Source organism: Microcoleus sp. A006_D1 (assembly GCF_036702805.1).
Taxonomy (GTDB): Bacteria; Cyanobacteriota; Cyanobacteriia; order Cyanobacteriales; family Microcoleaceae; genus Microcoleus.
The window spans coordinates 1-22,284 of sequence record NZ_JAUBVZ010000004.1; the positions used below are offsets into that span (position 1 = coordinate 1).

General features: G+C 45.0%; 21 protein-coding genes. 7 read left to right on the forward strand and 14 right to left on the reverse strand.

Annotation, left to right across the window (positions count from 1 at the left end):
* Positions 1 to 128 precede the first annotated feature (128 nt).
* Both QUB68_RS08255 and QUB68_RS08260 read right to left on the reverse strand, forming a co-directional pair.
* Positions 129 to 914, reverse strand: a complete 786-nt coding sequence (locus QUB68_RS08255; protein ID WP_332991176.1) for a hypothetical protein — start codon at positions 912 to 914, stop codon at positions 129 to 131.
* A gap of 286 nt (positions 915 to 1,200) precedes the next feature.
* Positions 1,201 to 2,313: a peptidoglycan DD-metalloendopeptidase family protein gene (locus QUB68_RS08260; protein ID WP_332991178.1), complete on the reverse strand. Its 1,113-nt coding sequence runs from the start codon at positions 2,311 to 2,313 to the stop codon at positions 1,201 to 1,203.
* Positions 2,314 to 2,502: 189 nt separating this feature from the next.
* Here QUB68_RS08260 and QUB68_RS08265 point away from each other — a divergent pair, with 189 nt between their 5' ends.
* From QUB68_RS08265 to QUB68_RS08275, 3 genes are all read left to right on the forward strand, one after another.
* Positions 2,503 to 3,822 carry an NB-ARC domain-containing protein gene (locus QUB68_RS08265; RefSeq protein ID WP_332991180.1) on the forward strand — a complete coding sequence of 440 codons (1,320 nt, stop codon included), beginning with the start codon at positions 2,503 to 2,505 and terminating at the stop codon, positions 3,820 to 3,822.
* Between the two features lie 176 nt (positions 3,823 to 3,998).
* A complete protein-coding gene (locus tag QUB68_RS08270) occupies positions 3,999 to 6,023 on the forward strand; it encodes a serine/threonine-protein kinase (protein WP_332991182.1) in 2,025 nt (674 codons plus the stop codon).
* Between the two features lie 95 nt (positions 6,024 to 6,118).
* Entirely contained in the window at positions 6,119 to 6,382 is a 264-nt protein-coding gene (locus tag QUB68_RS08275; protein WP_332991184.1) for a hypothetical protein, read from the forward strand.
* Positions 6,383 to 6,890: 508 nt separating this feature from the next.
* On the opposite strand, the gene aroF is transcribed toward QUB68_RS08275, so the two are convergent.
* From aroF to QUB68_RS08300, 5 genes are all read right to left on the reverse strand, one after another.
* Positions 6,891 to 7,952, reverse strand: coding sequence for a 3-deoxy-7-phosphoheptulonate synthase (gene aroF / locus QUB68_RS08280; protein ID WP_332966536.1), 1,062 nt, complete (start codon positions 7,950 to 7,952; stop codon positions 6,891 to 6,893).
* 368 nt (positions 7,953 to 8,320) lie between these two features.
* Positions 8,321 to 8,794, reverse strand: coding sequence for a PAM68 family protein (locus tag QUB68_RS08285; RefSeq protein ID WP_332991186.1), 474 nt, complete (start codon positions 8,792 to 8,794; stop codon positions 8,321 to 8,323).
* 170 nt (positions 8,795 to 8,964) lie between these two features.
* The gene (rpsO, locus tag QUB68_RS08290) at positions 8,965 to 9,234 is read right to left on the reverse strand and encodes a 30S ribosomal protein S15 (protein WP_332991188.1); all 270 of its coding nucleotides are present in this window, start codon (positions 9,232 to 9,234) and stop codon (positions 8,965 to 8,967) included.
* A 257-nt stretch (positions 9,235 to 9,491) separates the two neighbouring features.
* Positions 9,492 to 10,112 carry a Holliday junction branch migration protein RuvA gene (ruvA, locus tag QUB68_RS08295; RefSeq protein WP_332991190.1) on the reverse strand — a complete coding sequence of 207 codons (621 nt, stop codon included), beginning with the start codon at positions 10,110 to 10,112 and terminating at the stop codon, positions 9,492 to 9,494.
* A 165-nt stretch (positions 10,113 to 10,277) separates the two neighbouring features.
* Complete coding sequence (locus QUB68_RS08300; RefSeq protein ID WP_332991192.1) at positions 10,278 to 12,911, reverse strand: AAA-like domain-containing protein; 2,634 nt, start codon at positions 12,909 to 12,911, stop codon at positions 10,278 to 10,280.
* A 1,079-nt stretch (positions 12,912 to 13,990) separates the two neighbouring features.
* On the opposite strand from QUB68_RS08300, the gene QUB68_RS08305 reads away from it, so the two are divergent.
* The 4 genes from QUB68_RS08305 (at position 13,991) to QUB68_RS08320 (ending at position 16,755) form a co-directional block, all read left to right on the forward strand.
* Positions 13,991 to 14,200, forward strand: coding sequence for a hypothetical protein (locus QUB68_RS08305; protein WP_332991194.1), 210 nt, complete (start codon positions 13,991 to 13,993; stop codon positions 14,198 to 14,200).
* Between the two features lie 256 nt (positions 14,201 to 14,456).
* Positions 14,457 to 15,029, forward strand: coding sequence for a hypothetical protein (locus QUB68_RS08310; RefSeq protein ID WP_332991196.1), 573 nt, complete (start codon positions 14,457 to 14,459; stop codon positions 15,027 to 15,029).
* Positions 15,030 to 15,249: 220 nt separating this feature from the next.
* Entirely contained in the window at positions 15,250 to 15,966 is a 717-nt protein-coding gene (locus QUB68_RS08315) for a GUN4 N-terminal ARM-like repeat domain-containing protein (protein ID WP_332991198.1), read from the forward strand.
* Between the two features lie 228 nt (positions 15,967 to 16,194).
* Positions 16,195 to 16,755: a Uma2 family endonuclease gene (locus tag QUB68_RS08320; protein ID WP_332991200.1), complete on the forward strand. Its 561-nt coding sequence runs from the start codon at positions 16,195 to 16,197 to the stop codon at positions 16,753 to 16,755.
* Positions 16,756 to 16,801: 46 nt separating this feature from the next.
* On the opposite strand, the gene QUB68_RS08325 is transcribed toward QUB68_RS08320, so the two are convergent.
* The 7 genes from QUB68_RS08325 to QUB68_RS08355 form a co-directional block, all read right to left on the reverse strand.
* Entirely contained in the window at positions 16,802 to 17,014 is a 213-nt protein-coding gene (locus QUB68_RS08325) for a type II toxin-antitoxin system HicB family antitoxin (RefSeq protein ID WP_332991202.1), read from the reverse strand.
* A gap of 70 nt (positions 17,015 to 17,084) precedes the next feature.
* A complete protein-coding gene (locus QUB68_RS08330; RefSeq protein ID WP_332991204.1) occupies positions 17,085 to 17,264 on the reverse strand; it encodes a type II toxin-antitoxin system HicA family toxin in 180 nt (59 codons plus the stop codon).
* Between the two features lie 83 nt (positions 17,265 to 17,347).
* Complete coding sequence (locus tag QUB68_RS08335; protein WP_332991206.1) at positions 17,348 to 17,548, reverse strand: DUF2281 domain-containing protein; 201 nt, start codon at positions 17,546 to 17,548, stop codon at positions 17,348 to 17,350.
* 122 nt (positions 17,549 to 17,670) lie between these two features.
* On the reverse strand, positions 17,671 to 18,276 hold the full coding sequence (locus tag QUB68_RS08340) for a hypothetical protein (protein WP_332991208.1): 606 nt from the start codon (positions 18,274 to 18,276) through the stop codon (positions 17,671 to 17,673).
* Between the two features lie 42 nt (positions 18,277 to 18,318).
* A complete protein-coding gene (locus tag QUB68_RS08345; RefSeq protein ID WP_332991210.1) occupies positions 18,319 to 19,038 on the reverse strand; it encodes a DUF2786 domain-containing protein in 720 nt (239 codons plus the stop codon).
* Between the two features lie 248 nt (positions 19,039 to 19,286).
* On the reverse strand, positions 19,287 to 20,501 hold the full coding sequence (locus QUB68_RS08350) for a DUF790 family protein (protein WP_332991212.1): 1,215 nt from the start codon (positions 20,499 to 20,501) through the stop codon (positions 19,287 to 19,289).
* Positions 20,502 to 20,555: 54 nt separating this feature from the next.
* The gene (locus tag QUB68_RS08355; protein WP_332991215.1) at positions 20,556 to 22,091 is read right to left on the reverse strand and encodes a DEAD/DEAH box helicase family protein; all 1,536 of its coding nucleotides are present in this window, start codon (positions 22,089 to 22,091) and stop codon (positions 20,556 to 20,558) included.
* Positions 22,092 to 22,284 lie beyond the last annotated feature (193 nt).

The following is a 22,284-nucleotide window of genomic DNA, read 5'->3' on the forward strand; positions in this document are numbered from 1 at the left end:
GTTGTTAAACGCTGCGGTGGCGAAGATATTTGGCGGGTCACTGCCTGAGAAAATAGCTCGATGCCTGGGATTCTATTTAAAGACAAAGCCCCGCTCTGATTCTCAGAGTGGGGCTTTCGTTTTTTGTATTAAGGGGCAGTGCGATAGCGTTCGGAAAGAGAATGACGGTCACCATAACAGACAAAAACCAATCCCCCGGACATAACATCAGAGTTTATTTGAGCAATTTCTGTGGCAAGCGATCGCACTCTTGGGAATCCCTTCCTCCTCCAAAAACTGTGAATAGTTTGGGTATTGATATTCAACTGTCGCGCGATCGCGCTCAATTTTTCGGGCGACGGCTGCAAAAACAATTTTTTAGCAATAATTTGACAGTTGCAGTCTGGACGATTTTTAGGATAACACTTTCGCAGTTTAGCTTCGGGATCTCGATTAATGTATTGCGCGATTTTTCGTGCTAAACTTTGGTTTTCCTCAGCTTCAAGCTGTTCGATATAAGCGTCAACACTGCCCAAACATGGGTGGTAAAATTTGCTGCGTTCTATAACATCTAGGGAAACCATATTTTGGGGTTTGGCAGCGTATAAATCTCGAATTCGATACCGGAGATTACCGTTAATCCAAGTCACGAGACTGTCTCGAATCGGAGAACTGCGGGGATGAAAATTGTGAATGTTATTGTCTAACCATTCCCAAGTTTTATTGACCGCTTCTAAAGCATCGGGATGAAAGCTTTTGGACAATTTTGGCAAGCTTTGCACTTTCAGTAACAATCGCTCCATCGATTTTCGACGCTGCAAACTATCACGAGGTTGCGAGCAGATAGTGAAAATGAGTTGACACAGCAGTTCGTCTTGGGGAGTGCGATCGGAATATTTTTCTAGTGCTGCTCTCAATTTACTTATGCGATCCATAACAGTCCTCCGGCTCTCCTGAGTTTATGGTGTATACGGTATTAAGCACAACTGTTCGCGATTCTGTGATGCCCTCGGAGTAAGCATATGCGGTTTGCTTATCACCTCAAAATCAGGAGAGCCAGTCCTCCTAGTAAACTAACCTCTATTTAAGGTTGTAAAAAATCTGGGCTAACTTGCTGAAAATTTAAGATGATTGAAATAAAGCGACCGCTTGTAGGACATATTGGGCGATCGCTCTTTCACATTCGAGATTAATGGTGAGAAGAAATCAAGCGACTCAACCTCAGACAAATTTGAAATCAACTCTTCCCGTTCGGGCAGTTAAGCTCAAGTCTGTTACCCCCTGAACAATACCAATCCTATCTCCGTTTTTCAAGGAAATTACGGTATCAGAACCCTGACGGATTAACTGATAGTCGTTAGCGCTTCCTTTGAGTTGGATATAGTCATCTCGACTTGAATAATCTGTAATAATTGCGTTACCATCACCTTGATATAAAACTCCTTGTCCTACATTGCCAAGTACAAAAATATCTGCACCAGCTCCACCCGTTAAAGTGTCAAATTCGCGACTGACATAACTGGCATAGCCGTCAAGGTAATCATTTCCATTGCCACCAATGAGGGAATCATTACCAGCTTCGCCGTACAGGGTATCATTGCCACCCAAACCGATTAAAGTATCGTTGCCGGCTCCTCCACTAATGCGATCGTTCCCTTCTGTACCCCTCTTAGTGTTTACAGGATCACCGCCACCATTATTACCACCATTTTTCCACTCCGAGTAGGCTTGAAGTGGACTCATTGTATTGGTTAGAACAAAATTCCGACTTCCTTTTGTTTGATAGGGAATTCCACCAATAATACTGGAATCAAAAGGTGGAGTTTGAACCTCTATGTGGAGATGAGTGTTCCCAACTTGGTTTTTCACTGTACCGATCCCATCCCCAATATTCACATAATCTCCAGCTCTCTTGCTGGTTTGGATATGCCCATATACCCAGCGCTTTCCATCATTACCTTCTACAGTCACAAATTGCCCTGTTGCACCATAAGATACAACATTAATGATTTTTCCTGGAACCACCGCTGAGACATTTACGTTTGCACCAACTGCATAGTCAATTCCAGCGTGGGAGACATTATTACCATTGTAGGGGTTGCCATTAGCACCGCTGTACTCATAGGCATAACCAGCAGTCATTGCAACGGAGAATCCAACCAGTTTTTGAGACAATTCCCTAGAGAGTTGTTTTACTTCTGGTGAGGCTTCTTTGATACCGGTAAGCTTACCCCCCGTACTGTAATTATCATCAAATTGCCAGCCATCTCCACTTTGTAAATCCCACTGTTGCTCGGTTGTCGGTAAAGGCACAATCGTTACTCCTGTTTTCATCGATTGACTTGACATTTACCATGTTGTTTCAAAACCAATAATTTTTCAGTCTGGTAAAGTGGGTTGTTTCACAGCTCAATTTGGTCGATAAAAGTCGCTTTTGGCTGAGTTTGTCGGCAAGAGTTGGAAAAAGTAGGGCGATCGGAAAATGGGTTATACTGAAATATGATTTTTGCATAACTCCCAAATATGAACGTTGACACTGCGTTAGAGCGTGCAGAGGCATATTTTCGCGCTCAGACTGGGAAATCCCCAACCGATCTGCAAAAAAACATATTTCGTAAGGTATTAGAAGATAAGACTTACGAGCAAATTGCCAATGAATGTAACTGCAATCTGAGTTATGCTAAGGGGTTAGGTTCCGAATTCTGGCGGCTGCTGTCATCCGCACTGGGGAAAACGGTCAGAAAAAAAAGCTTTAAGAATGTACTAGAGGAATACGATCATTCCTCACCAACTCTCCCGCTGCAGGAAAAATTGCCAGAAGCAGCGATCACCCGTTCTCAACAAGATTGGGGGGAAGCCCCTGATGTCTCTGTTTTCTACGGACGTACAGAAGAATTGACCGCACTGAACCAGTGGATTGTAACAGACGGCTGCCGGTTGGTGGCACTGTTGGGCATGGGGGGAATTGGCAAAACGTCTCTGTCTGTTAAACTGGCACAAAAAATTCAAAATGATTTTGATTTCATTATCTGGCGAAGTCTCGATCGCACTCCACCGATACATACCATCCTCAAAGACATCATCCGATTTATCTGTGGCGAACAGGAAACAAATTTACCAGAAACACCCTCTGATACCATCTCGCGAGCGATCGAGTGTTTAAACGCGCACCGATGTTTGGTAATAATTGATGGAGTCGAGACAATTATGGAAACAGGTCAGTTGGCTGGCAGATATCGAGATGGATATCAAGATTACGGTAGATTTTTCAAAAAAGTAGGTGAATTGAACCATAAAAGCTGCTTGGTGTTGACAAGTTCAGAAAAATCTCTCGAAATTTCATTGTTGGAACATCGAAGCCACCTTGTTCGCTCTTATAAAATTAGTGGCTTGAAGAAGGAAGCCGCACAGCAAATTCTCCTCGATCGAGGGTTAGTCAAAGAAAAAGAATGGAATGATTTTATTGAAAGGTACGAAGGAAATCCTTTAGCACTATGGATGATTTCAGCAACAATTCTCACTTTATTTGCAGGTAAAACTTCTGACTTTATGAAAACAGGTACGATCTTTATAGGAGGTCAAATAGAGGTAGTTTTATCCCAGATGTTTGAACGTGTAACTGATTTAGAAATAAAGGTAATACGTCAATTAGCTATAATTAACAAGTCTGTTGACTTTAATCAATTGCGAGAAGAGATTTCGTCAGATATATCTAGCTCAACATTAATGAATGCTTTGGAGTCATTGAGTTGGCGATCGCTGATCGAAACCGAAATCGGTCAAGACTCGTTTAGGCTACAGCCTGTAATTAGGAAATATGTTATTAATCATTATTGTATGTAACAAATAACAAGAGTCCGGACAGTTTTTAGGTATAGCCTGAAACCTTTGATTTTCCTGAAAGCCTATAGTGTGCTTTGTTAGCGTTGCCCTCCTTCTCGATCGCCATGAAACCATGATTCTACTGTTGACAATCAAAAACTGTCCGAAGTGTTTAAATAAAGCATATTTTATCTGCCATGCTTCAGCCTGGATTGAGACTTCAAAATCGCTATCGTATTGTGCAAGAGTTAGATTTGGATACTCGCGGAGGATTTGGCAAAATCTTTGAGATTGTTGATGATCGAGGAACACCAAAAGTTCTCAAAGTTCTGCATTTTGAGAATTGCTCAAACTTGCAGCAAAAACAAACAGCAGTATCCCTGTTTGAGCGAGAGGCTAATGTCTTAAGACAATTAGATCATCCAGGCATTCCTAAAGTAGAACCAGATGGATATTTTTTATATCAAGAAGGAGAAAACACGCTTTACTGTCTAGTGATGGAGAAAATTGATGGTCATAATTTGCAGCAGTGGCTAAAGCAGAGAGATTCTCAACCCATAAGCCAACAACAAGCAATTAACTGGTTAAAGCAAGTAGTGAAGATTCTAGCTTACTTGCATCAGCAGCATTATTTTCACCGAGATATTAAGCCTGCCAATATCATATTGAAACCTGATGGTCAACTGGTGTTAATCGACTTTGGAGCAGTCCGGATAGTCACAAACACTTACCTTCCAAAAATTGCAGACGAGAATGAGGGGGGAGTTACAAAGATATATACCGAAGGCTACGCCCCGTTCGAGCAAAAAAACGGCAAAGCGCTGCCTCAATCCGATTTCTACGCATTGGGACGCACTTTTGTCTTTCTTCTAACCGGAAAAAATCCACCTGACCTTGAAGACGAGCTATATGAAGAGGTGATTTGGCGAGATAAAGCACCACAAATTTCGGAATTGCTGGCAGATTTAATTGATGAGCTGATGGCTTTCTATCCCAAGAATAGACCGAAAAATCCCGAAGCAATTTTACACGCTATCGCTAAGATTGAATGCCCTGGTGCAGAAGGGTTGTCGGCACTGCCTCCGACTGAGTTACAGGGAATTAGCCTGCCGAATACTGAAAGAAAGTGGCTGAAGTCATTAGCTAAAACTAAGAAAGCATTAATCGGAATTGGAATAACAGCATTTGCTAGCGTCACTGTATTAATTTTACCTAAATTTGTTCCTTTACAAGGTCAATCTCCTGCACCTTTAAAAAATCTTTCTCTAGTCAACACCTTGAAAGGAGGTTCGGAATTCTTTGATGCAGTCACCTCAGTTGCTTTTAGCCCTGACGGACAGACCCTTGTCAGAGGTAGTTACGATGAACCGATAGAACTTTACAATTGGCGTACAGGGAAAGTCATTAAAAAACTATCTAGAGCTTCATCAAAGCTTTGGTCGGTTGCAATCAGCCCGGATGGAAGATTGCTAGCTACCGGGCCACAACTGGAGGAGGCGAAAAAGGAGAAGGACACAACAATTAAGTTGTGGAATCTAGGTACTGGGATGCTGTTCCGCACTCTCAAAGGTCATTCTAGCGATGTTAGATCGATTGCTTTTAGCCCTGATGGTCTGACTATCGCTAGTGCCAGCCATGACAAAACAATCAAACTGTGGCGTGTTAATACAGGAGAACTGCTTTATACTTTTTACGGACACACTAATCACGTTACTTCCGTTGCTTTTAATCCTGATGGCCAAAGCCTTGCTAGCGGTAGTGACGATCTGACTATTAAGTTGTGGAGTCTGAATAGTAGGAAATTAATCCGCACTCTTAAAGGACATTCAGCGAAAGTTTTGTCTGTCGCTTTTAGTCCTGACGGTCAAACCCTTGTTAGCAGTAGTGGCTTGACCGAAGTTAGCCTTACTGCTGAAAATAGTATTAATACTGCTGAAAATAGTATTAAACTGTGGAATCCGAAAACAGGGGAATTGCAGCGCACTCTTACTGGACATCTGAGCTCGGTTTGGTGTCTTGCTATCAGCCCGGATGGGCAAACTCTTGCAAGCGGCAGTTATGACAGTTCCATTAGACTTTGGAATCTGCGTACTGGCGAATTATTGCAAACTCTCACCGGACATTCACATTGGGTTTATTCTGTTGCTTTTAGCCCTGATGGGCAGACTATTGCCAGTGGCAGTCCAGATAGCTCTGTTAGGATTTGGAGTGTTTCCCATTAACAGAGCTTAGTAGCAGCAAGCAAGTTTGTTGGTGAATTGATTTACCAATTAAGTTCTAGAAAAAGAGGATTGGACTGAAACAAGACTATTCTTTTATGCCCAATCCTCAACTATCTAAGAACAGCAGTCACTCGATAGCTGCTAATTATCCTATCTACGACGACGACGCCGAGTATCACGGCTACTACAACTACAGCTGCTTGAGCCAGCAGGGCAGCTACAGGCAATTAGCTGCTGCGATCGCTCTTGTGCCTGCGACTGTGACAACTCTCTGTTTGTTTGGGCGCTTGCTGCTGCTAGAGAAGGTGCGACATCTACGGCAATTATCGCTCCTGAGAGAACCAGTAAACCAAAACTAAAAAATTCAAAACGCATTGATTAACTCCGTTTTTTCACTTTATTAACTTAACCTATTTACATGATGTCACGGAAGCCCTAATTTGTCAGTATAGAAAAGTCGCCACTTTTGTCGCCCCGTTGAGTTGGAAAAAGTCGGGTTTAGCAGGGTGGGGGTTGGAAAGAAGTCTGTTGAAGAAGACTGGACAGAAGAAGGAATCGCTTACTAACTGTTCATAGCAAGGGTTTCCCAAAGTGAAATTATGCTTGGTTTTCATCATTCATAAGACGGTACTTTGACATATTTTGCGGTTATCTTGTAACGCGATCGCCAAAATCAAGCAGAATGCGAAGCCGAAAAGGTTTGGCTGGCTGAAAAACGCCGGGAACTCGAACAAGTAAAGAGTCAAATTGAAACAATCTTAAATCGAAGTGCTGGCTAACTCAATGAGTAGAGGGTAAGCACAAAAAAACCATAGTACCTTGTAGATACTACGGTTTTTTAGGGCGATCGCCTACTGATTGATATTTCTACGCCAAAACTGGCACCGGTTGCGGCCAACGTTTCATGACTTTACCAATTACAGCCAATTCTTCCATCAACTTGTCGAACTGATCCGGTGTTAACGATTGCGGCCCATCAGACAAAGCTTTTTTCGGATTCGGGTGCACTTCAATCATCAGCGAATCAGTACCAGAGGCGATCGACGCAAAGGCCATCGAAGGTACAAACTGCGCCCAACCAGTCCCGTGACTAGGGTCAACCATAATTGGTAAGTGAGTCAGAGTTCGCAGCACTGGAACCGCCGACAAATCAAGCGTATTCCGCGTATACTGCCTGTCATAGCCGCGAATTCCGCGCTCGCACAAAATCACGTTGGGATTGCCCGCAGCCATGATATACTCGGCAGCCATCAACCATTCTTCAATGGTGGCGGAAATGCCACGCTTCAGCAAAATCGGTTTGTCTTGAGCTCCGACTTTCTTCAACAGTGAGAAATTCTGCATATTTCTCGCCCCGACTTGTACCACGTCGGCTACTTCTACGATCGCACTTAAATCCGCCGCATCCATAACTTCGGTAATAATTCCCAAACCGCTAGCTTCCCGCGCCGCCGCCAACAATCCCAAAGCACTCTCGCCGTGTCCTTGGAAAGCGTAGGGAGAGGTTCTCGGTTTGTACGCTCCACCGCGCAAAAATTGAGCACCAGCAGCTTTGACGCGCATTGCCGTCTCGACAATCATTTCTTCGTTTTCGACCGAGCAAGGGCCTGCTACAACTGCGATCGGGTGATTTAGACCAATCATCACAGTTCCTAAAGGAGTCGCAACCGCTACGGAGCTCGGTTCACCTTGGCGGTATTCCAGACAAGCGCGTTTGTAGGGTTTTTCCACTCGCAGAACTTCCTCAATCCAGGTGCTCATTTCCCGCAGTTGCATCGGTTCGAGCTCGGCGGTGTCGCCTACCAAGCCCATGACGACTTTGTAACGCCCGACGATTTTTTCTGGTGTCAAACCCCAGTTAGTGCGGAGCTCTTCGTCTAGTCGATCGATCTCGGCTTCTGGAGTGCCGGCTTTCATGACAATAATCATATTTTTTTCTGTTGTGTTGCGCTCAGACACGCATTATGACACGGATGGAATGCGAAAAATAGATGCAAGGGCGATCGAGCTTCTATTTATAGTCTTGGACGCAAGCGTGATTAGAAACCGGGTTTTTTTACGAAAATCCTGCGTTGTAGCCATGAGATTAGGTAAAAAACCCGGTTTCTTTGGTCTTGATACGTCCATGACTGAACTATTGCAAAAATATCTAGGACGGGCTAGAAGCCCATCCCACAAAAATCATTTTTTCTTGTGGGGTGGGCTTCTAGCCCGCCCGAAAATTTGATTAAAAGGACTTTTGCAATCTTGTCCACTGAACTATTAACTGATGACTAATGACTGATGACTTCTGACTTCTAACTTTTGGGTTTAGCGGCACGCCACGCTTCTCGCATCCGTCCAAAATTAGTATTGAATTCTTCCCACCCCAGAGTGCTTCCTGAAGTTTCTTCATCCCAGGAAGCCGAAAGGACTCCGTAGCTCAATCCCAGTACGCCTAGACCAAAACAGCCCATGCTTACCAGCAATACTGCTGTGTTGGGCAAGTCAAACAAGCCTTTGCTGACTATCAAGTAACTCACAAAAAATGTGGAAATTCCCAGGATTGTCGGTACGCCGCAGAATACCGCGATGCGGGATATCATGCGTTTGCTGACTGCTTCTGGGATAGATTGCGCCTGCGGGCCTGTTTTTGTGGCTTTGGGCTGCTTGTCTGGTTTTGGTTCTTCTGTGACTAGCTTTGCTTCGGTTTCTGGGGGCTTTTTAGGCGTTTTTTTCCGATTTGAGGCCGGTTCAAAGGGTAGGCGCTGGCTGGGTGGTTCGGAGGACATATTTTATCTTTAACCTGAAATCTCGAACATTTATTCAATAAATCTTGGCGAAGGTTTACGCAACTCTGATGGTTAATCGACGGTTTGACATAGATTGGTCATCGGTGCGTAAATCCTGCTGGCTTTTGTCCAAGATTCTTGAATATTGTCGCAAATTTTCGCTTGGCTGTTTAGCCGCGAATGCCTAAACGGGCAATTAATGCTTTGTAGCGTTCGACGCTTCCCTTTTGGATGTAGGCTAGCAGGCGCTTGCGGCGACTGATCATCATCATCAAACCACGCCGAGATGCGAAGTCTTTTTGGTTGATTTTCAGGTGGGCGCTGAGTTTGGTGATGCGATCGGTTAGCATGGCGACTTGGACATCTGCTGAACCGGTGTCGGTTTCATGGGTTTGGTAGTCGCCCATGATTTCTAGTTTGCGCTGTTGTGTAAGTGGCATGACTTGAATTTTATGTTTTTTTGTACGATTTGGCATTCCCCACGCATGAATGCGGGGGATTCTTGCATCACCGGGAGTCAAATGACTTTACCCTCAGCAAGCTTACTCGGACTGCCCGACCGGGTTTGTAGAGTATGAGCCACAATCTGCAATGATATCACAGGAGAAGCGTGAAGGATCAAATTTTTGCTACGGATGGGTTTGTTGGCTGGGCAGAATTTGGGTTTTTATGCCCGGTTTCTTGATTGGGTAAGGGATTATCGGCTCAAATGCCCGATCGCCTCACGAATCCAATCTTCCGCACCTTTACCGGACAAACTATCGTCTTGACAGAGGTTTTGTAGCGCATCCAAGACTTCCGCCCCAGTGTATCCCATCGCCAGCAAGACCATCTCGACTTCTTCTTGAATAGCTGGGGGGACTCCGGCGGCCATTGAAGTTGTCAAACCTGCTTCCTGTCTCCATTCCGAGAGTTTGTTTTTGAGTTCGAGGACAAGGCGTTCAGCGGTTTTTGCGCCCACACCTGGGGTTTTGGCGAGGATGCGGGTGTTAGCGCCGACGATCGCCTTTACTAAGTCCTGCAATCCTAAAGTATCGAGAAGTGCGATCGCCAGTTGAGCACCAACACCGCTAACACTCGTCAACTGCCGAAACAAATCGCGTTCTGCCGCGCTACCAAAACCATACAATATGATTTGGTCTTCCTTAACTTGCTGGTGAGTAAAGATTTGGGCGACTTCGCCGGATGCTGGCAATTCACCAGTCACGCGGGGCAAAATCTGGATTGCATAGCCAATTCCATTGACTTCTAGAATCAAGATGACGCGGTTGCTGCCTTTGCTGATATCGGCGACTGTGCCTTTGAGATAGCTGATCATATTGTTTTTGACTAGACTTATTGCATAAACTTTAGACTGATAGATCAACCGCAGATGTAAGGCAGATCAACACAGATAAACGCAGATAATTTGAAGATATTAGAGCTTGGGAGTGCAAGAGGTCTACTGAATACTACTATACTTCTGTATCGCTCTCATTATTTTTCAATTCAAAATCAGATGCTGTCTAACCAAAGACAAATCTGCATTCCCAAAATTCACCACCAAAGCCACATTTAAATTCTCCAATGATTTGACAAACCACATGATTTCATTTGAAGCTTTACCTTCATAGTGGTTGAACAAAATAGAAATTCTCTTTTCCAACTCTGGTTTAACTTTGCCCGAAAGCAGTACGAGTTTCAGCAGTAAACCCATGGTTCGGCTGGGGCCGAGGTTGTGTACCAAGTCATAAAAAACGTAGTGGCTGGGATGTTGGGAATTTTCCACAACTAAGAAGTTGAACAATTGATTGCAAGTCCGAACTAACAATACATTATTTAATTTTACAGAGTCATGTTCTGGAAATGTATTTTTGATGTGCTTGTACAAACGGTCATTAAATTGCCGCCCGCCGTATTCTGGTTCGACTGACGATATTAAATATTCATATAAATCCACTTTGAATGAGGTATAAGATGGAGTTTTTCTGGCATCTCTCAGGAAAAACTGAGCCGATTCTTTGTATGTGCGATCGCCTGCCACTTTTCCGGCAAATTCCCTGACAGCTAAGTGCAGTTCCGCATCATTCAAAAGTGTGGGATTAGCCGCCGATTGTACAATTCCTATTTCTGTATTTCTCGGCTCAACCAAATAATTTAAATATTGAGACAAATTGTTTTCAAATTCTCGCTGTCTTTGAAATTCCAGTTTTTTGATGGTTTGCTGGTCTTCCTCAATGCTGTCCTTGCTCAGCAGAGAATGCCCGTACAAATAAGGATAGCGACAAATCAATTCGCCCAAGGGGGAATGAATATCTTGTTTCTGCGGTTGTGGCTCTTGCTCTACGGCTTTTACTAAGCGCTCTAGGGTCTGGAATTCTTCACTTTTAGTAAAGAAAGTTATTTGTTCTTGCAAGCGCTTGACTATGTAAAATTCCATCCCGAATCGGGGAGAAGTCTGTTTAAATAAAGCGACTAGATTGCCGATCGCCAATTTGTTTTGCGAGTGCAATTGCCAGCGGTTGATCGGGATGTAGCAGCAGCGGTGGAGGATATATTTAAATTCCCGATCCGATCGCTTAACAGACACTATACTGTACAAAGTTGCTTCAATCTCGCGATCGGGATAGCCCATACCGTCGATAAATAGCTTGCGGAACCGCTCGATCACCTGTGCAGCGGATTCTGTGTCCACGCAGGAGACGATGTGATCGTACAATCTCTGTTCGTTGCTGCCAGATTGAACAGTATCTGAGGGCGGGGTGAGAATGCTGCTGTCAGAATCGATGTCGGTGCTGGTGTGTGCAACTTGTGCGGCAGCGATTGTGGGTTGTTCCTGAAAAGTTCCGGGATTCAAGAACCAATAGTGTTCTTGACTTAATTGTTTGTTCGCCGCCCAATCCAAAGCTGACTGCAAACTTTCCCCGGTCAATAACTGCGATTTATCTTCGCGATCGGAAGCCAGCCATGCTGCCAGCGCCTCGCGATACGGAGCCAGATTTCCGAGTTCTTTTTCCACCCAAAACTGATTGAAAACAGATTGATAAATTAGGTTAGCGACTATTAATTTACCCTGAGATTTAACCACCAGTCCTGACAGTTGCAATTCGCTTTGTTCGGGAGTGAAATCGGCAGGTATTCCCGGCGCTTCCCCGGGTTTTTTAGGGTCGGGCGCCTGCAAAATTTTCTGGTACAGCGTTAATAGCCGGGTGAGGTCGCAGCGGCTGTGAAAAATGCGATCGCGAATTGCTGTCAAATGTGGCGGCTCGTCGCGTTCTTCCCAATCTTTAATAATTCTGTGTTTGAGCAGTTTTTTTACCTGCTGGGCTTCGCAATTTCTGCCGATAAAAGGCCCGTACTCAAGTACGAAGTGGCAAAGCTTTTGAGTCAGAAACGGTTGACCGCTCGTCCAAGCTAATATTGATTGCAGCACTTTTTGGGGGCGAAAAGCTTTGAGTGCTAATCCTTTTGCTAGTGGCAAACTTTCTTCTAGTTGCAATCGACTTAAATTAATCGGCCGTCCAATATTAAAAGGGTTGCAGCTTTGATCTCGCATCAATTCTAAGGGGGCTGCTACTCCGAAAACAGCAAAGTTCAGGCGATCGTATTCTGGTTGCTCTGCCCGCTTGGAGTAACAAGCCCGGATCGAAGCAAAAAAATCGCTGGTACTGAAATTTAGGTTTTTGGTGCTGTCAATGTCGTCGATGAAAATGACGAGATTTTGTCGAATTGACTTGAGCAATACTTTTTCGATAAAGATCTCGAATCGGTGCACTGGTGACAGCAGTTCGCGATCGTTCCACCACTTGAGGGCATCAAGCCTGTTTGTGAGGTGCAAGCTGCTTGCCATGCGGTACACGATTCCGGCATACCACTTTTCGAGGGAGATTTCTGGGTTGCTGATGCTTCTCAAGTTGATGGCGACAAAAACTGTACCTTCTGATTGCAATCTTTTGGCAGTTTGCACTAGCAGGCTGGACTTTCCCATTTGCGGCGAACTCAACACGTAGCAGAATTGTCCGGCTTTCAGTCCTTCGTAGAGTTCGCTGTCTGCCGATCGCCTGACATAGGTGGGCGCACCGGCAGGCAAATATCCTCCGACTTGATATTGGTAGGTTGAGTTGACGGATGCTGTCATCTGCGAATTCATCAAGATGCTGCGCCCCTGTGCGGTGCGATCGAAAGGTTACAAATTGCAATTATTGCCAGCTTATACGATTTGAGATTTTCCATTTTCGATTTGAGATTTTTTGAGATTGGGAATGACCTATTCAATAAGGGTTCGGAGTTTGCCTACAGTTGCATTCTTTGTGGGAACTGGTATTACGATGCTTGAAAATTTTGTTCCTCTTTCTCTATTGTCTACTAACTCACCTTTCTCCTTCTCAATCTTTACCGTATCTTTGCAACCAACCCCAAGTCCTGCGAGGAGGGCGATCGTACCCAGCACCCGATACTTTACACTCGTTCACGTAATTATAATATTTTTCACTCAACCGGATTGAGAGCGTTAAAACGTCTTTTTGTTCACATTTTTTTACAATTTTACTGAAAAATTCACCCGGTGGTATGATGTTGCCAGGGAAACTCATCACCGCAGCGCCGCCAACGTTCTGCCGAGAGAGCCGGCTACCAAATGCCGGAGGACAAGGCTCAGCAATGGCTGCCAATAAAAAACCCCAGCGTTTTGCTGAGGACTGCTTGAGTGGGAGATATCGTTAATCTGCGTTTTTTTTAGTTGACTTAGATGGCATGGAATTCCATGCTGCTGACACTTCCCGGGCTGTCGCGCGGGGGGATTCTTAAGAACAAACAAAGGAGGGATAAATCCGCAACAAGTTTAATTCTTAAAGGCGTTGTCAGTACGCCGCCAGCCACTCGCTCAACTATAAAAGTGAAGTGTGTGGCTAGTTTATAGAAGATGCGCCCTGATGACTTAACTACCCGATGGATTAGCACCCTGATGGCATAACTCCCTGATGGATCGACGCCCTGATGGCTTTCGCTCCACTACCCAAAAGATTCGGGTTGGTGGATGATCGTGGACGTTAGTAACACGTCACTTCCGGCGTTTCCGATCGCTCTTCGGGTGTGCCTGTCTAAATTGATTATGGCAGGCAGATTTATCAGAAGACAAGTGGGCTATTGCATCAACCCATTTCTGACAGATCGGGTTTGCCAAAAAGTGCCAATCTACGCAAATCAGGGTCATCGAACATGAAAAACAGCATCTTAGTATTAGGGGTAATTGCCTCAGCGGGCATGGGCTTTTTGTATGCAGGTAGCGCCAGCGCTTTGGCGATCGCCCCACAAGCTTCATCAGCCTTGCATTTGACGGCATCGGGGAGTCATCCTGACTTCAACTACACTGGAACGAATGAAGATGGGGAGCAAGAAGAGGTAAAGACAGGTAAAGGCATGAAATAATTGACGCGATCGGTTGTTGTTGTGTTTGTGGTTGTGTTTGTTGTTTTAACCGCCTCGCATCGAGGCGGTTAAAACTCGATTTTAAGATCGGTCTACCTAATCCCGGGGGTTGAAGTCAGTTTCAAAGAACGGTGAATGGGAAAATAAATAGGTGAGGCGAGTCTGTCGGTGGAGTTTCCCCGCCTCTCAACTTGCTTACCATCTGATGTTCGGGATTCGGATCTGGCACAATCGTATTTCATCTCTTAAAAACCCAATGGAAAATACTCTCGAAACTACCCGCAGACAGCGGGTATTGACAAGAACCCAGGAACGGCGTCAGGCAACACCCAAAGAAAAACAGTTAATTCACCTGCTGGCAAATATGGCTTGCAGCTTGATTAACTATGACTACAAACACGCAGCGGGGAAGGAAACTCTCGCACCTTCGGAACGCAAGCGCTTAGCGGAATGGCACTACCTGCGAGTTCAGCAAATTCGCCGGATCGAACGCTCGTTGGAGCCCGTAGCGACCCTTAAGCGCGTTTACTACAAGAGCATTCTCAGTCCGAGGGATCTGAAGTCTTTGAAACTTCTGTGGCTGGATGAGGACAAAAACCGCGTCAAACGGGTCGATCCTGACTTGGACGACATCCTCAGCTCTGCTTTGGATCGGGGAGATACTTTGAAACAGCTATTTCATACGATCGAGTCCAAAGAACGGATTTTTGCGGCAACTGCTCGCCCGGGCGTTGTACCGCTGTGGGTTCAAGAGTGGGAAGACTCGGAATATGACATAAACTTTTTTCCGCCTTCGTTCTCTGCATGGGTTTCGATCGTGGACGATTAGGTGCCGCAAGAAACTCTTTGACATGGCATCGATCGCCCAAATCTGATGGTAAACCTATGGGCGATTGCTGCCATTGGCGAGGAGTGCGCGATCGGCATTAGGCCGGCGTTGCGCCCAGGCATCGGAGTACAGAGAAGTGAATCCGAGTCAGTACCATTGTACAATGGGGAAAAACCAGGGCTTCAGCTAATAGCTGATAGCTGATAGCTGATAGTTTCCCATGACTGACTCGATTTCTACTTCTCCTCTAAACTCGGCGGCCGATACAGCCGAACTCCGCTCACAGTTGAGGTCGGGTTCGGAAAAAACTCAACTGCAACTGCTGCAACAACAAATCGCAGATGCCGGTTGGGATGTATTGATGGAATTTTTATTAGAGCGCAAGTCGGAGGCACCGACTGCGGTAATGGGTAAGGCTTACCAAATTCTTTACAGTGCTGACTCTGCCAGAGCGACGGAGTTTTTGCAAGCGAATTTTCCGACGGGAGTTGTGCCGCTGCGATCGGACTCTAACATTGACTACACTCCGCTGCAACAATTATTGGCGTTACAGGAATTTCAAGAAGCCGATCGCTTGACTTTAGAGAAGCTTTGTGAATTGGCAGGTGGAACAGCTTCCGTGAGAAAGTGGCTGTATTTTACGCAAGTTGAGAGTTTGCCGGTGGCAGATTTGCAAACAATTAATACGCTGTGGAAAGTTCATTCAGAAAACAAATTTGGCTTTTCGGTGCAGCGGGAAATTTGGCTGAGCTCGGGCAAGAATTGGGATAAGTTGTGGCCGTTAATTGGCTGGAAGAAGGGGAATAATTGGACGCGCTATCCGCAGGAGTTTATTTGGGATTTGAGCGCGCCGAGAGGTCATTTGCCACTGTCGAATCAGTTGCGGGGCGTGCAGCCGTTTTCGGCTTTGATGGCTCATCGAGCTTGGGCGAAGTAAGACAGAAGAAGATCGGACGGCGGTTGAAACCGCGTCTACACAAACAATGTCCGCCTCCGCGGACTCAAGAGAATAATGTAAAACGTAATTTTCACAGCCTATTCTTGAACCCGCGCAGGCGGGTTTTGTTTGTATAGCCGCGGTTTCAACCGCCCGGTCTTTTTTTAGGAAAGTTGGGAAATTTTGTATAATTGATATTTGAATTAATTAGCGAGAGGGCTGGGAGTCATGGTAGGAATCGGAACCAAACTCACTTTAGAAGAATTTCTAGCTTTGCCCGACGGAGACGTATATTATGAGTTTGTAGATGGTCAAGCAATCCCCAAAGTGTCTCCAAAATATTTTCATTCCAGTTTACAGTTTACTTTGTGTCGCCTGATTGGTGTCTGGTGTAAAAGTCGCGGGCGAGTTCTTCCAGAATGGGCAATTCTGTTAAAGCGTCTGGGCAAAGATTGGGCACCTGTTCCTGATTTGACGTATATTTCCTATGAACGTCTGCCGAAAAGTTGGCGGCGGAATGAAGCTTGTCCTGCAATTCCTGAACTGGTAATTGAGATTATCTCTCCCGATCAAAGTATGCAGGAATTTGAAGATAAGGCGAAGGATTATTTGGCGGCTGGTGTTCCGCGAGTTTGGGTTATAGATCCCGAATTGATTTTAATTAGAAGCTTTTTCCCTGATGGTTCTAGTCAGGTGTATACGGATAGAATGGCGATCGCGGATGAGTTGTTACCTGGTTTGGAGTTGACGACTCGACAGATTTTTGAAGAGGCCCAGTTGATTGATTGAGGGCGATGTTTATACTGAATCAGACTCAAATATTCCAATCAAAAATTCATGCAAACAGCAATCTACCTTTAGGTTCTGGGATAGCGCGCCCTAATTCTTGTGCAGTTTCAATCCATTCTTGAATCACGACTTCAGCATTTTGCACGGCTTCCTGATAGGTTTCACCATCTGCTGCACAACCCGACAGTTCGGGAACTTCGACAATAAAGGCTTGATCTACTTCACTCCAGTAAATGATCAGTTCATACTTAATCTTCATCTTGTCCTCCGAGTTGATAGTTCAAAATTACGGTGCGAACTTGTTTGACTTGGTACGCTTTGACTTTTCCTTATTTGGGGTGGAGATTCAGGATTTCTTCGATACCTTCTTGGGAAAAGATGTGGTGACTACCTCGTATTCGTTCATCGAAGCCAAGGGTGCGTAGGAGTTGGCAGAGTTGATCGAAGGGGATGTTGCAATCGGAGGTTCCTAGCAGGATTTTAGCCAGTAACTTATCTTGCTGACTCATTATTTTTTCTTACCTCCCTTCCGATATAGAAAAACTCCAAAAGGTTCATGATACTCAACTTTTTCCTGCATCAGATGAAGATTCTACCATTGAATTTCTCCACAGGCTAAGTTTTCTTCGTATGCTTCTAGATTATTTAAATAGTCAGAAAAATCTGATTCAGTAAGCTGTGGCAATTCACTGTTGTATTTGAGAAGCAAAAAGTCGATAAAATTATTCACCTCTTGAACAAGCGAGTCAGGTAGTTGGTTGATTTTAGAAATAGTTATATCGTAAAGAGTCATGTTTTTACGCTATGTACCTTGTTCACTTAACTATAACACTCTTGCTCCAATCATCGATTGCGAAATAATTAGGATTTTCCCCTATGACGCACCCTACTACTAACCATTTTATGATAAATAAGTTAGCTACCTTGCCGCAGCATCCATACCAAAAAACCCAAAATTTGCTCGACAGGAGGAAGTGGATAATCCATCAAGTCGATTGTTACTATTTGCCCTTCAAGTTTGAGGAATCGCCACTGAGTGCCATTGCTTACCACACCGTAAATTATCAGAATCGGTTTTTGCTTTGCCTCATTAAATTTTTGTGCAGCCACCATTTCTGCAATACATTGCCCAAATCCTGTTCTGATATCAGCTTTTTTTGCCTCCACAATGATGATTGCCGGTGCTTCAATTTCTAGTATTTCTTCGGAAAGACTAAAAATAAAATCACACATTCCGTTCAATCCTATTGATTCGTCTACTGTGAAATCTTCTCCCGAAAATAAGCTGACTCGCCGCTGTAAAATTCGTCTTGCTTCTAACAAAACAGGGTAAATAATTCCTTCTGAACGAGCTTTGTCACTCGCCGATGCCGCTAAGGGGAGGCTTTCTTCTAAAAAAGCAGTCAGTGTTTGTGACGGAGAAATTGGGTCAATCTTAGGTAAAAAACCAACTACTTCTACAGTGGTTAGATTGAACGCTTCCTTGACTTTACCGATTGTGGTGAAAGAACTGTATGGCATAGCAATTAACAATATAAGTTGATTTTGAAATTATAGTTAAACTCACAGAGATTCATTGAGCTGTTTTTGTTCTCCTTCCGGCTGCACTTGCTTCTGCAAACTAATTTTATCGCCCACTTCATACCCAGAATTAAAACCAGCTTCGCTGCTGACTTGAGAATCTGTCCTCGTTTTAATTTTAACCCCTCGGCCTTCTAAATAATCTGCGATCGCCAGTTGATTCTTCTCAAACATCGATCGCACTACAATCGCAGGAGTCGCCGCCGTATCAACCGATCCCGGAATCCCAGACTCCTCCATCTCCCGCTTTTGTTCCAACAATCGTTGTCTCAACCTTGTCGCGCATCCAACCCGAAAAGCATTCAGATAGGCCAATCCCCGGCCGTTTCCTTTGCGATATTTCGCCCGTTTCTCGATCGCAGAACTCAAATACTCATAAAGATGTTTGCAAACAATCAGGTTGGTAGAACTTCCTACCAAAAACATACTACCAGTATAAGTGTTGCGCATACCAGTACAACCGTTAGCTTCCGCAATTCCCGAAAGCAGCATCATTTTCCAAGTGACAAATTTCGATGTTGTCTCAACTCCGCTTTCGTCAATCTCTTCTTGGTGATTCGGGCCTAAATCGGCAAGGCCCAGATTGTACTGTGCGAGTAAAAGGGAAGCTTTTTCGGCCGCAGCAGTCGATTCGTTTTCATTGGATGAGGTGGCGAGGGCTAGAAGCTTTTTGATTTTTTCGACAATACTTGTGTCTGCCATTTTTAGATAGGTTTTGGGGTGAGGGTAGGCGGTGGTATGGATTTGGGGATATTTGTATTTTACTGTAGTTTGGAATGTACGATGTTTTTTATTGGCGACGCATTTTTAAATTAGGCTTTTTTTGAACCGCAGAGGGCGCAGAGGGCGCAGAGAGAGACAGAAAAAAGTACACTGAATTTTTATTTAAACTCTTGTGGGGTGGGCTTCTAGCCCGCCCCCAAAAATAAACTTAAATTCAGAATAGCTGACTAATCGAGGATTTCCAGGACTGATTTGGGCGGCAATTTATCTTTAAACCAGACTATTTTTGCAGGCACATCTTGGATATTCACTCCAGCTTTTTCCAAATTCAGCCGTTCGGAAATAGCTAAAATCAAGTTATCGCATCCAGACTTCTGTACTTGAGCAAATTTCTTTTGTAAATACTCCGGCCGCCAATAGCCGACTATTTCTAAGATAAACACTCGCCCGTCGGGATGCACTAACCGAAAGTCGGGAATCATCACGCTTCCGGGAATCGGGATTAAATCGACTTCTCGTTCGAGTTTCCACTCGGTTTTTAAGCTATCCCACCTGCTAGCAAATGCTGCTTCTAACATACTATCATAGGGCTTGCCTGGGGGATAGTGGCTGACTAAACCGCAGTCGGAATTTAGGGTGAATTTACCTGTTTTTACTGCGCCACTAAAAGCATCTTTGGTTTGCAGGGTTGAGTGCATACTCCACTTGGTGACGTGTAGGAGTGCGGGTAGCATTTTGGCGAGGGCTAAGCCGTAGCGCGTGCTGGGTTTGAACAAGCTTGTGGGGCCGTCTATTGTGAGGGTAAAGCCGTGGTCTGCATCGCCTTCGATGTAGGTCATTAATTGAAATAGTTTCAGATAGCGAAATAGGAGTTTGTATTCTCCGGGATCGTTGCGGTGGGCGGTTAGTTGGACTTGACTTGCTCGGTAAAATATGCCTTGGACTTGGGAAAGATTGTATTTGTGAAGCAGGTTTTCGGGAGTGGGTGCGTCAAATTGGGTGAGGATTTTGTTTTCGTTTAAATCGGCGTACAAACCTGTACTGATTTCGTGTGTAAAAACTTCTCTGTTTAAGTCTTGGCTGAGCTCTGTGGCTACTTTTTCGAGGGTTATTTGGGTGGATTGTGGGCTGGGAGTCGATCGCGCGGACAACGCAAAAACCCGCTGTCTCAAGTCCGATGGTTCTAGGGGACTGATGACTTCCAAGGTGCTGAAACCGCCTTTGAGGAGGTGCGCTAAACCCCGTTTCAGCCGATAGTCGGGGCTGTCGCCTTCTAATTCTAGCAAGCGTCCGTCGAGTTCGCCTTGGGTTTTGCCGATCGACTCTTGGAAGCAGTCGATCATTTCGGTAGCTGCATCTAGGTTTTTCCCATCTATCTTGAGGCGTAGCGGGATGATTGATTCGCCGTTTTGACGGTGGCTTAGTAAATCAGTTGGTAGCATTTGACAGAAGGAAGAAGGAAGAAGGAAGAAGGAAGAAGGAAGAATTTAGGCTGTCTACCAGGGAATGTCATCATCATCTCCCCATTTTGCGGGTGTTTCTGCGGCTTTTTTTGTTGTCTCTCTGTTGACTCCGTAAATGGGTGTTGGTTTGACTGTTTCTAATTTCGGATATTCAGTTGGTGGCGGTTCTATTTGTGTTTTTGGTTGGGGTTTGTGAACTTGCATTCCGCCTCGGCGACGCTGGGATGTTCTTTCTTCGCTGGTGTCTTCGGTGACGACTTCGTAGAGAATTGCTAGTTTGTTTGCATCGCTACTTTTGCGGAGAACTCTACCTAATCTCTGGATGTATTCTCGTTCGCTACCGGTGCCTGATAATATGATAGCAATTCTCGCGTCGGGTACGTCAACTCCTTCGTTGAGAACGTGGGAGGCGACGAGGGTTTTGTATTCGCCGCTGCGAAATTTATCGAGGATTTCGTGCCTTTCTTTGACTGGGGTTTGGTGGGTAATTGTGGGGATGAGAAATTCTTGGGAAATTCGGTAGACTGTGGCGTTGTCTCCGGTGAAGATTAGGGTGCGCTGGGGAGAGTGTTCGGCTAATATTTGGGCTAATATTCGCAGTTTTCCTTCGGTACAAAGGGCGATTTCTTTGGCTTGGCGGTGGGCAATCATGGCGCGCCTTCCTAATGGCGATCGCGCGCTTGCCATGATAAAATGTTTCCATCCTTCGAGGCTGGATATTTTGATGTTGGACTGTTTGAGGAAGTCGTTGCGAATGTTCATGGCTTCGCTGTAGCGATCGGTTTCTTCTTTTGACAGTTTGACCATGATTTGCACTATTTTATGGTCGGCTAAGGCATCACCTGCTAAATCTTCGGGTCTTTTGCTATATACTGTAGGGCCGATGAGGAAATGTAAGTCGCTGTGGCGGCCGTCTGTGCGATCGGGTGTTGCTGTCAGTCCGAGTCGAAAAGGCGCGATCGCATATTCTGATATTACTCGATAAAAGTCGGTTGGTAAATGGTGGCATTCGTCAAATACCAGCAAGCCGTATTTATTGCCCAAGGTTTCTGCATGAATGCTGGCGCTGTCGTAGGTTGCCACTAAAATTGGCGTTTTGTCCCGCGAACCTCCGCCCAACAATCCGATTTCGATGTCGGGAAATGCTGCTTTTAAATTAGCATACCACTGGTGCATTAAATCGAGAGTTGGTACTACAATTAATGTACTGCGACCTGTGACTTGCATGGCTAATTGTGCCAAGTAAGTTTTGCCGGAAGCGGTGGGGAGGACGACTACTCCTTGGCTTCCTGCTTCTTGCCAAGCTGCTAGGGCTTCTTGTTGATGCTGGTAAGGCTGCATTTCGACGCTGGGTACGAGTTCGAGTAGTTCGTATCCCCTGGCTTCGTCGGTGAAGTGAATGCACTCGGCTTGGAGAGATTCTACCAGCGGGCGGTAGTGAATGGCTCGAATTCGGTATTTTTCGACGCGATCGTCCCACGTAGCAAAGTCCACCCAGTCTCTGCCTTTGGGCGGCGGGTGCAGCAATAGCGTTCCGCGATCGAATGTTAGGGTGGGTATGCGTGGCATTTGTTTTTGAGACGCGCTGAGTGCAAGCCTGTTAAATTATAGGCGATCGATAAAATATATTGACAGCAGATTCTCTATAAGTTAGTTTTTTTTAAGCTAAATCTACAGAACCACAATCTACTTTATACTGTTACGGGTAGTTTGTTTGAATTTTTACCAGTTTTTAGCAGATAAGTTTGCCACACTGTCAAAA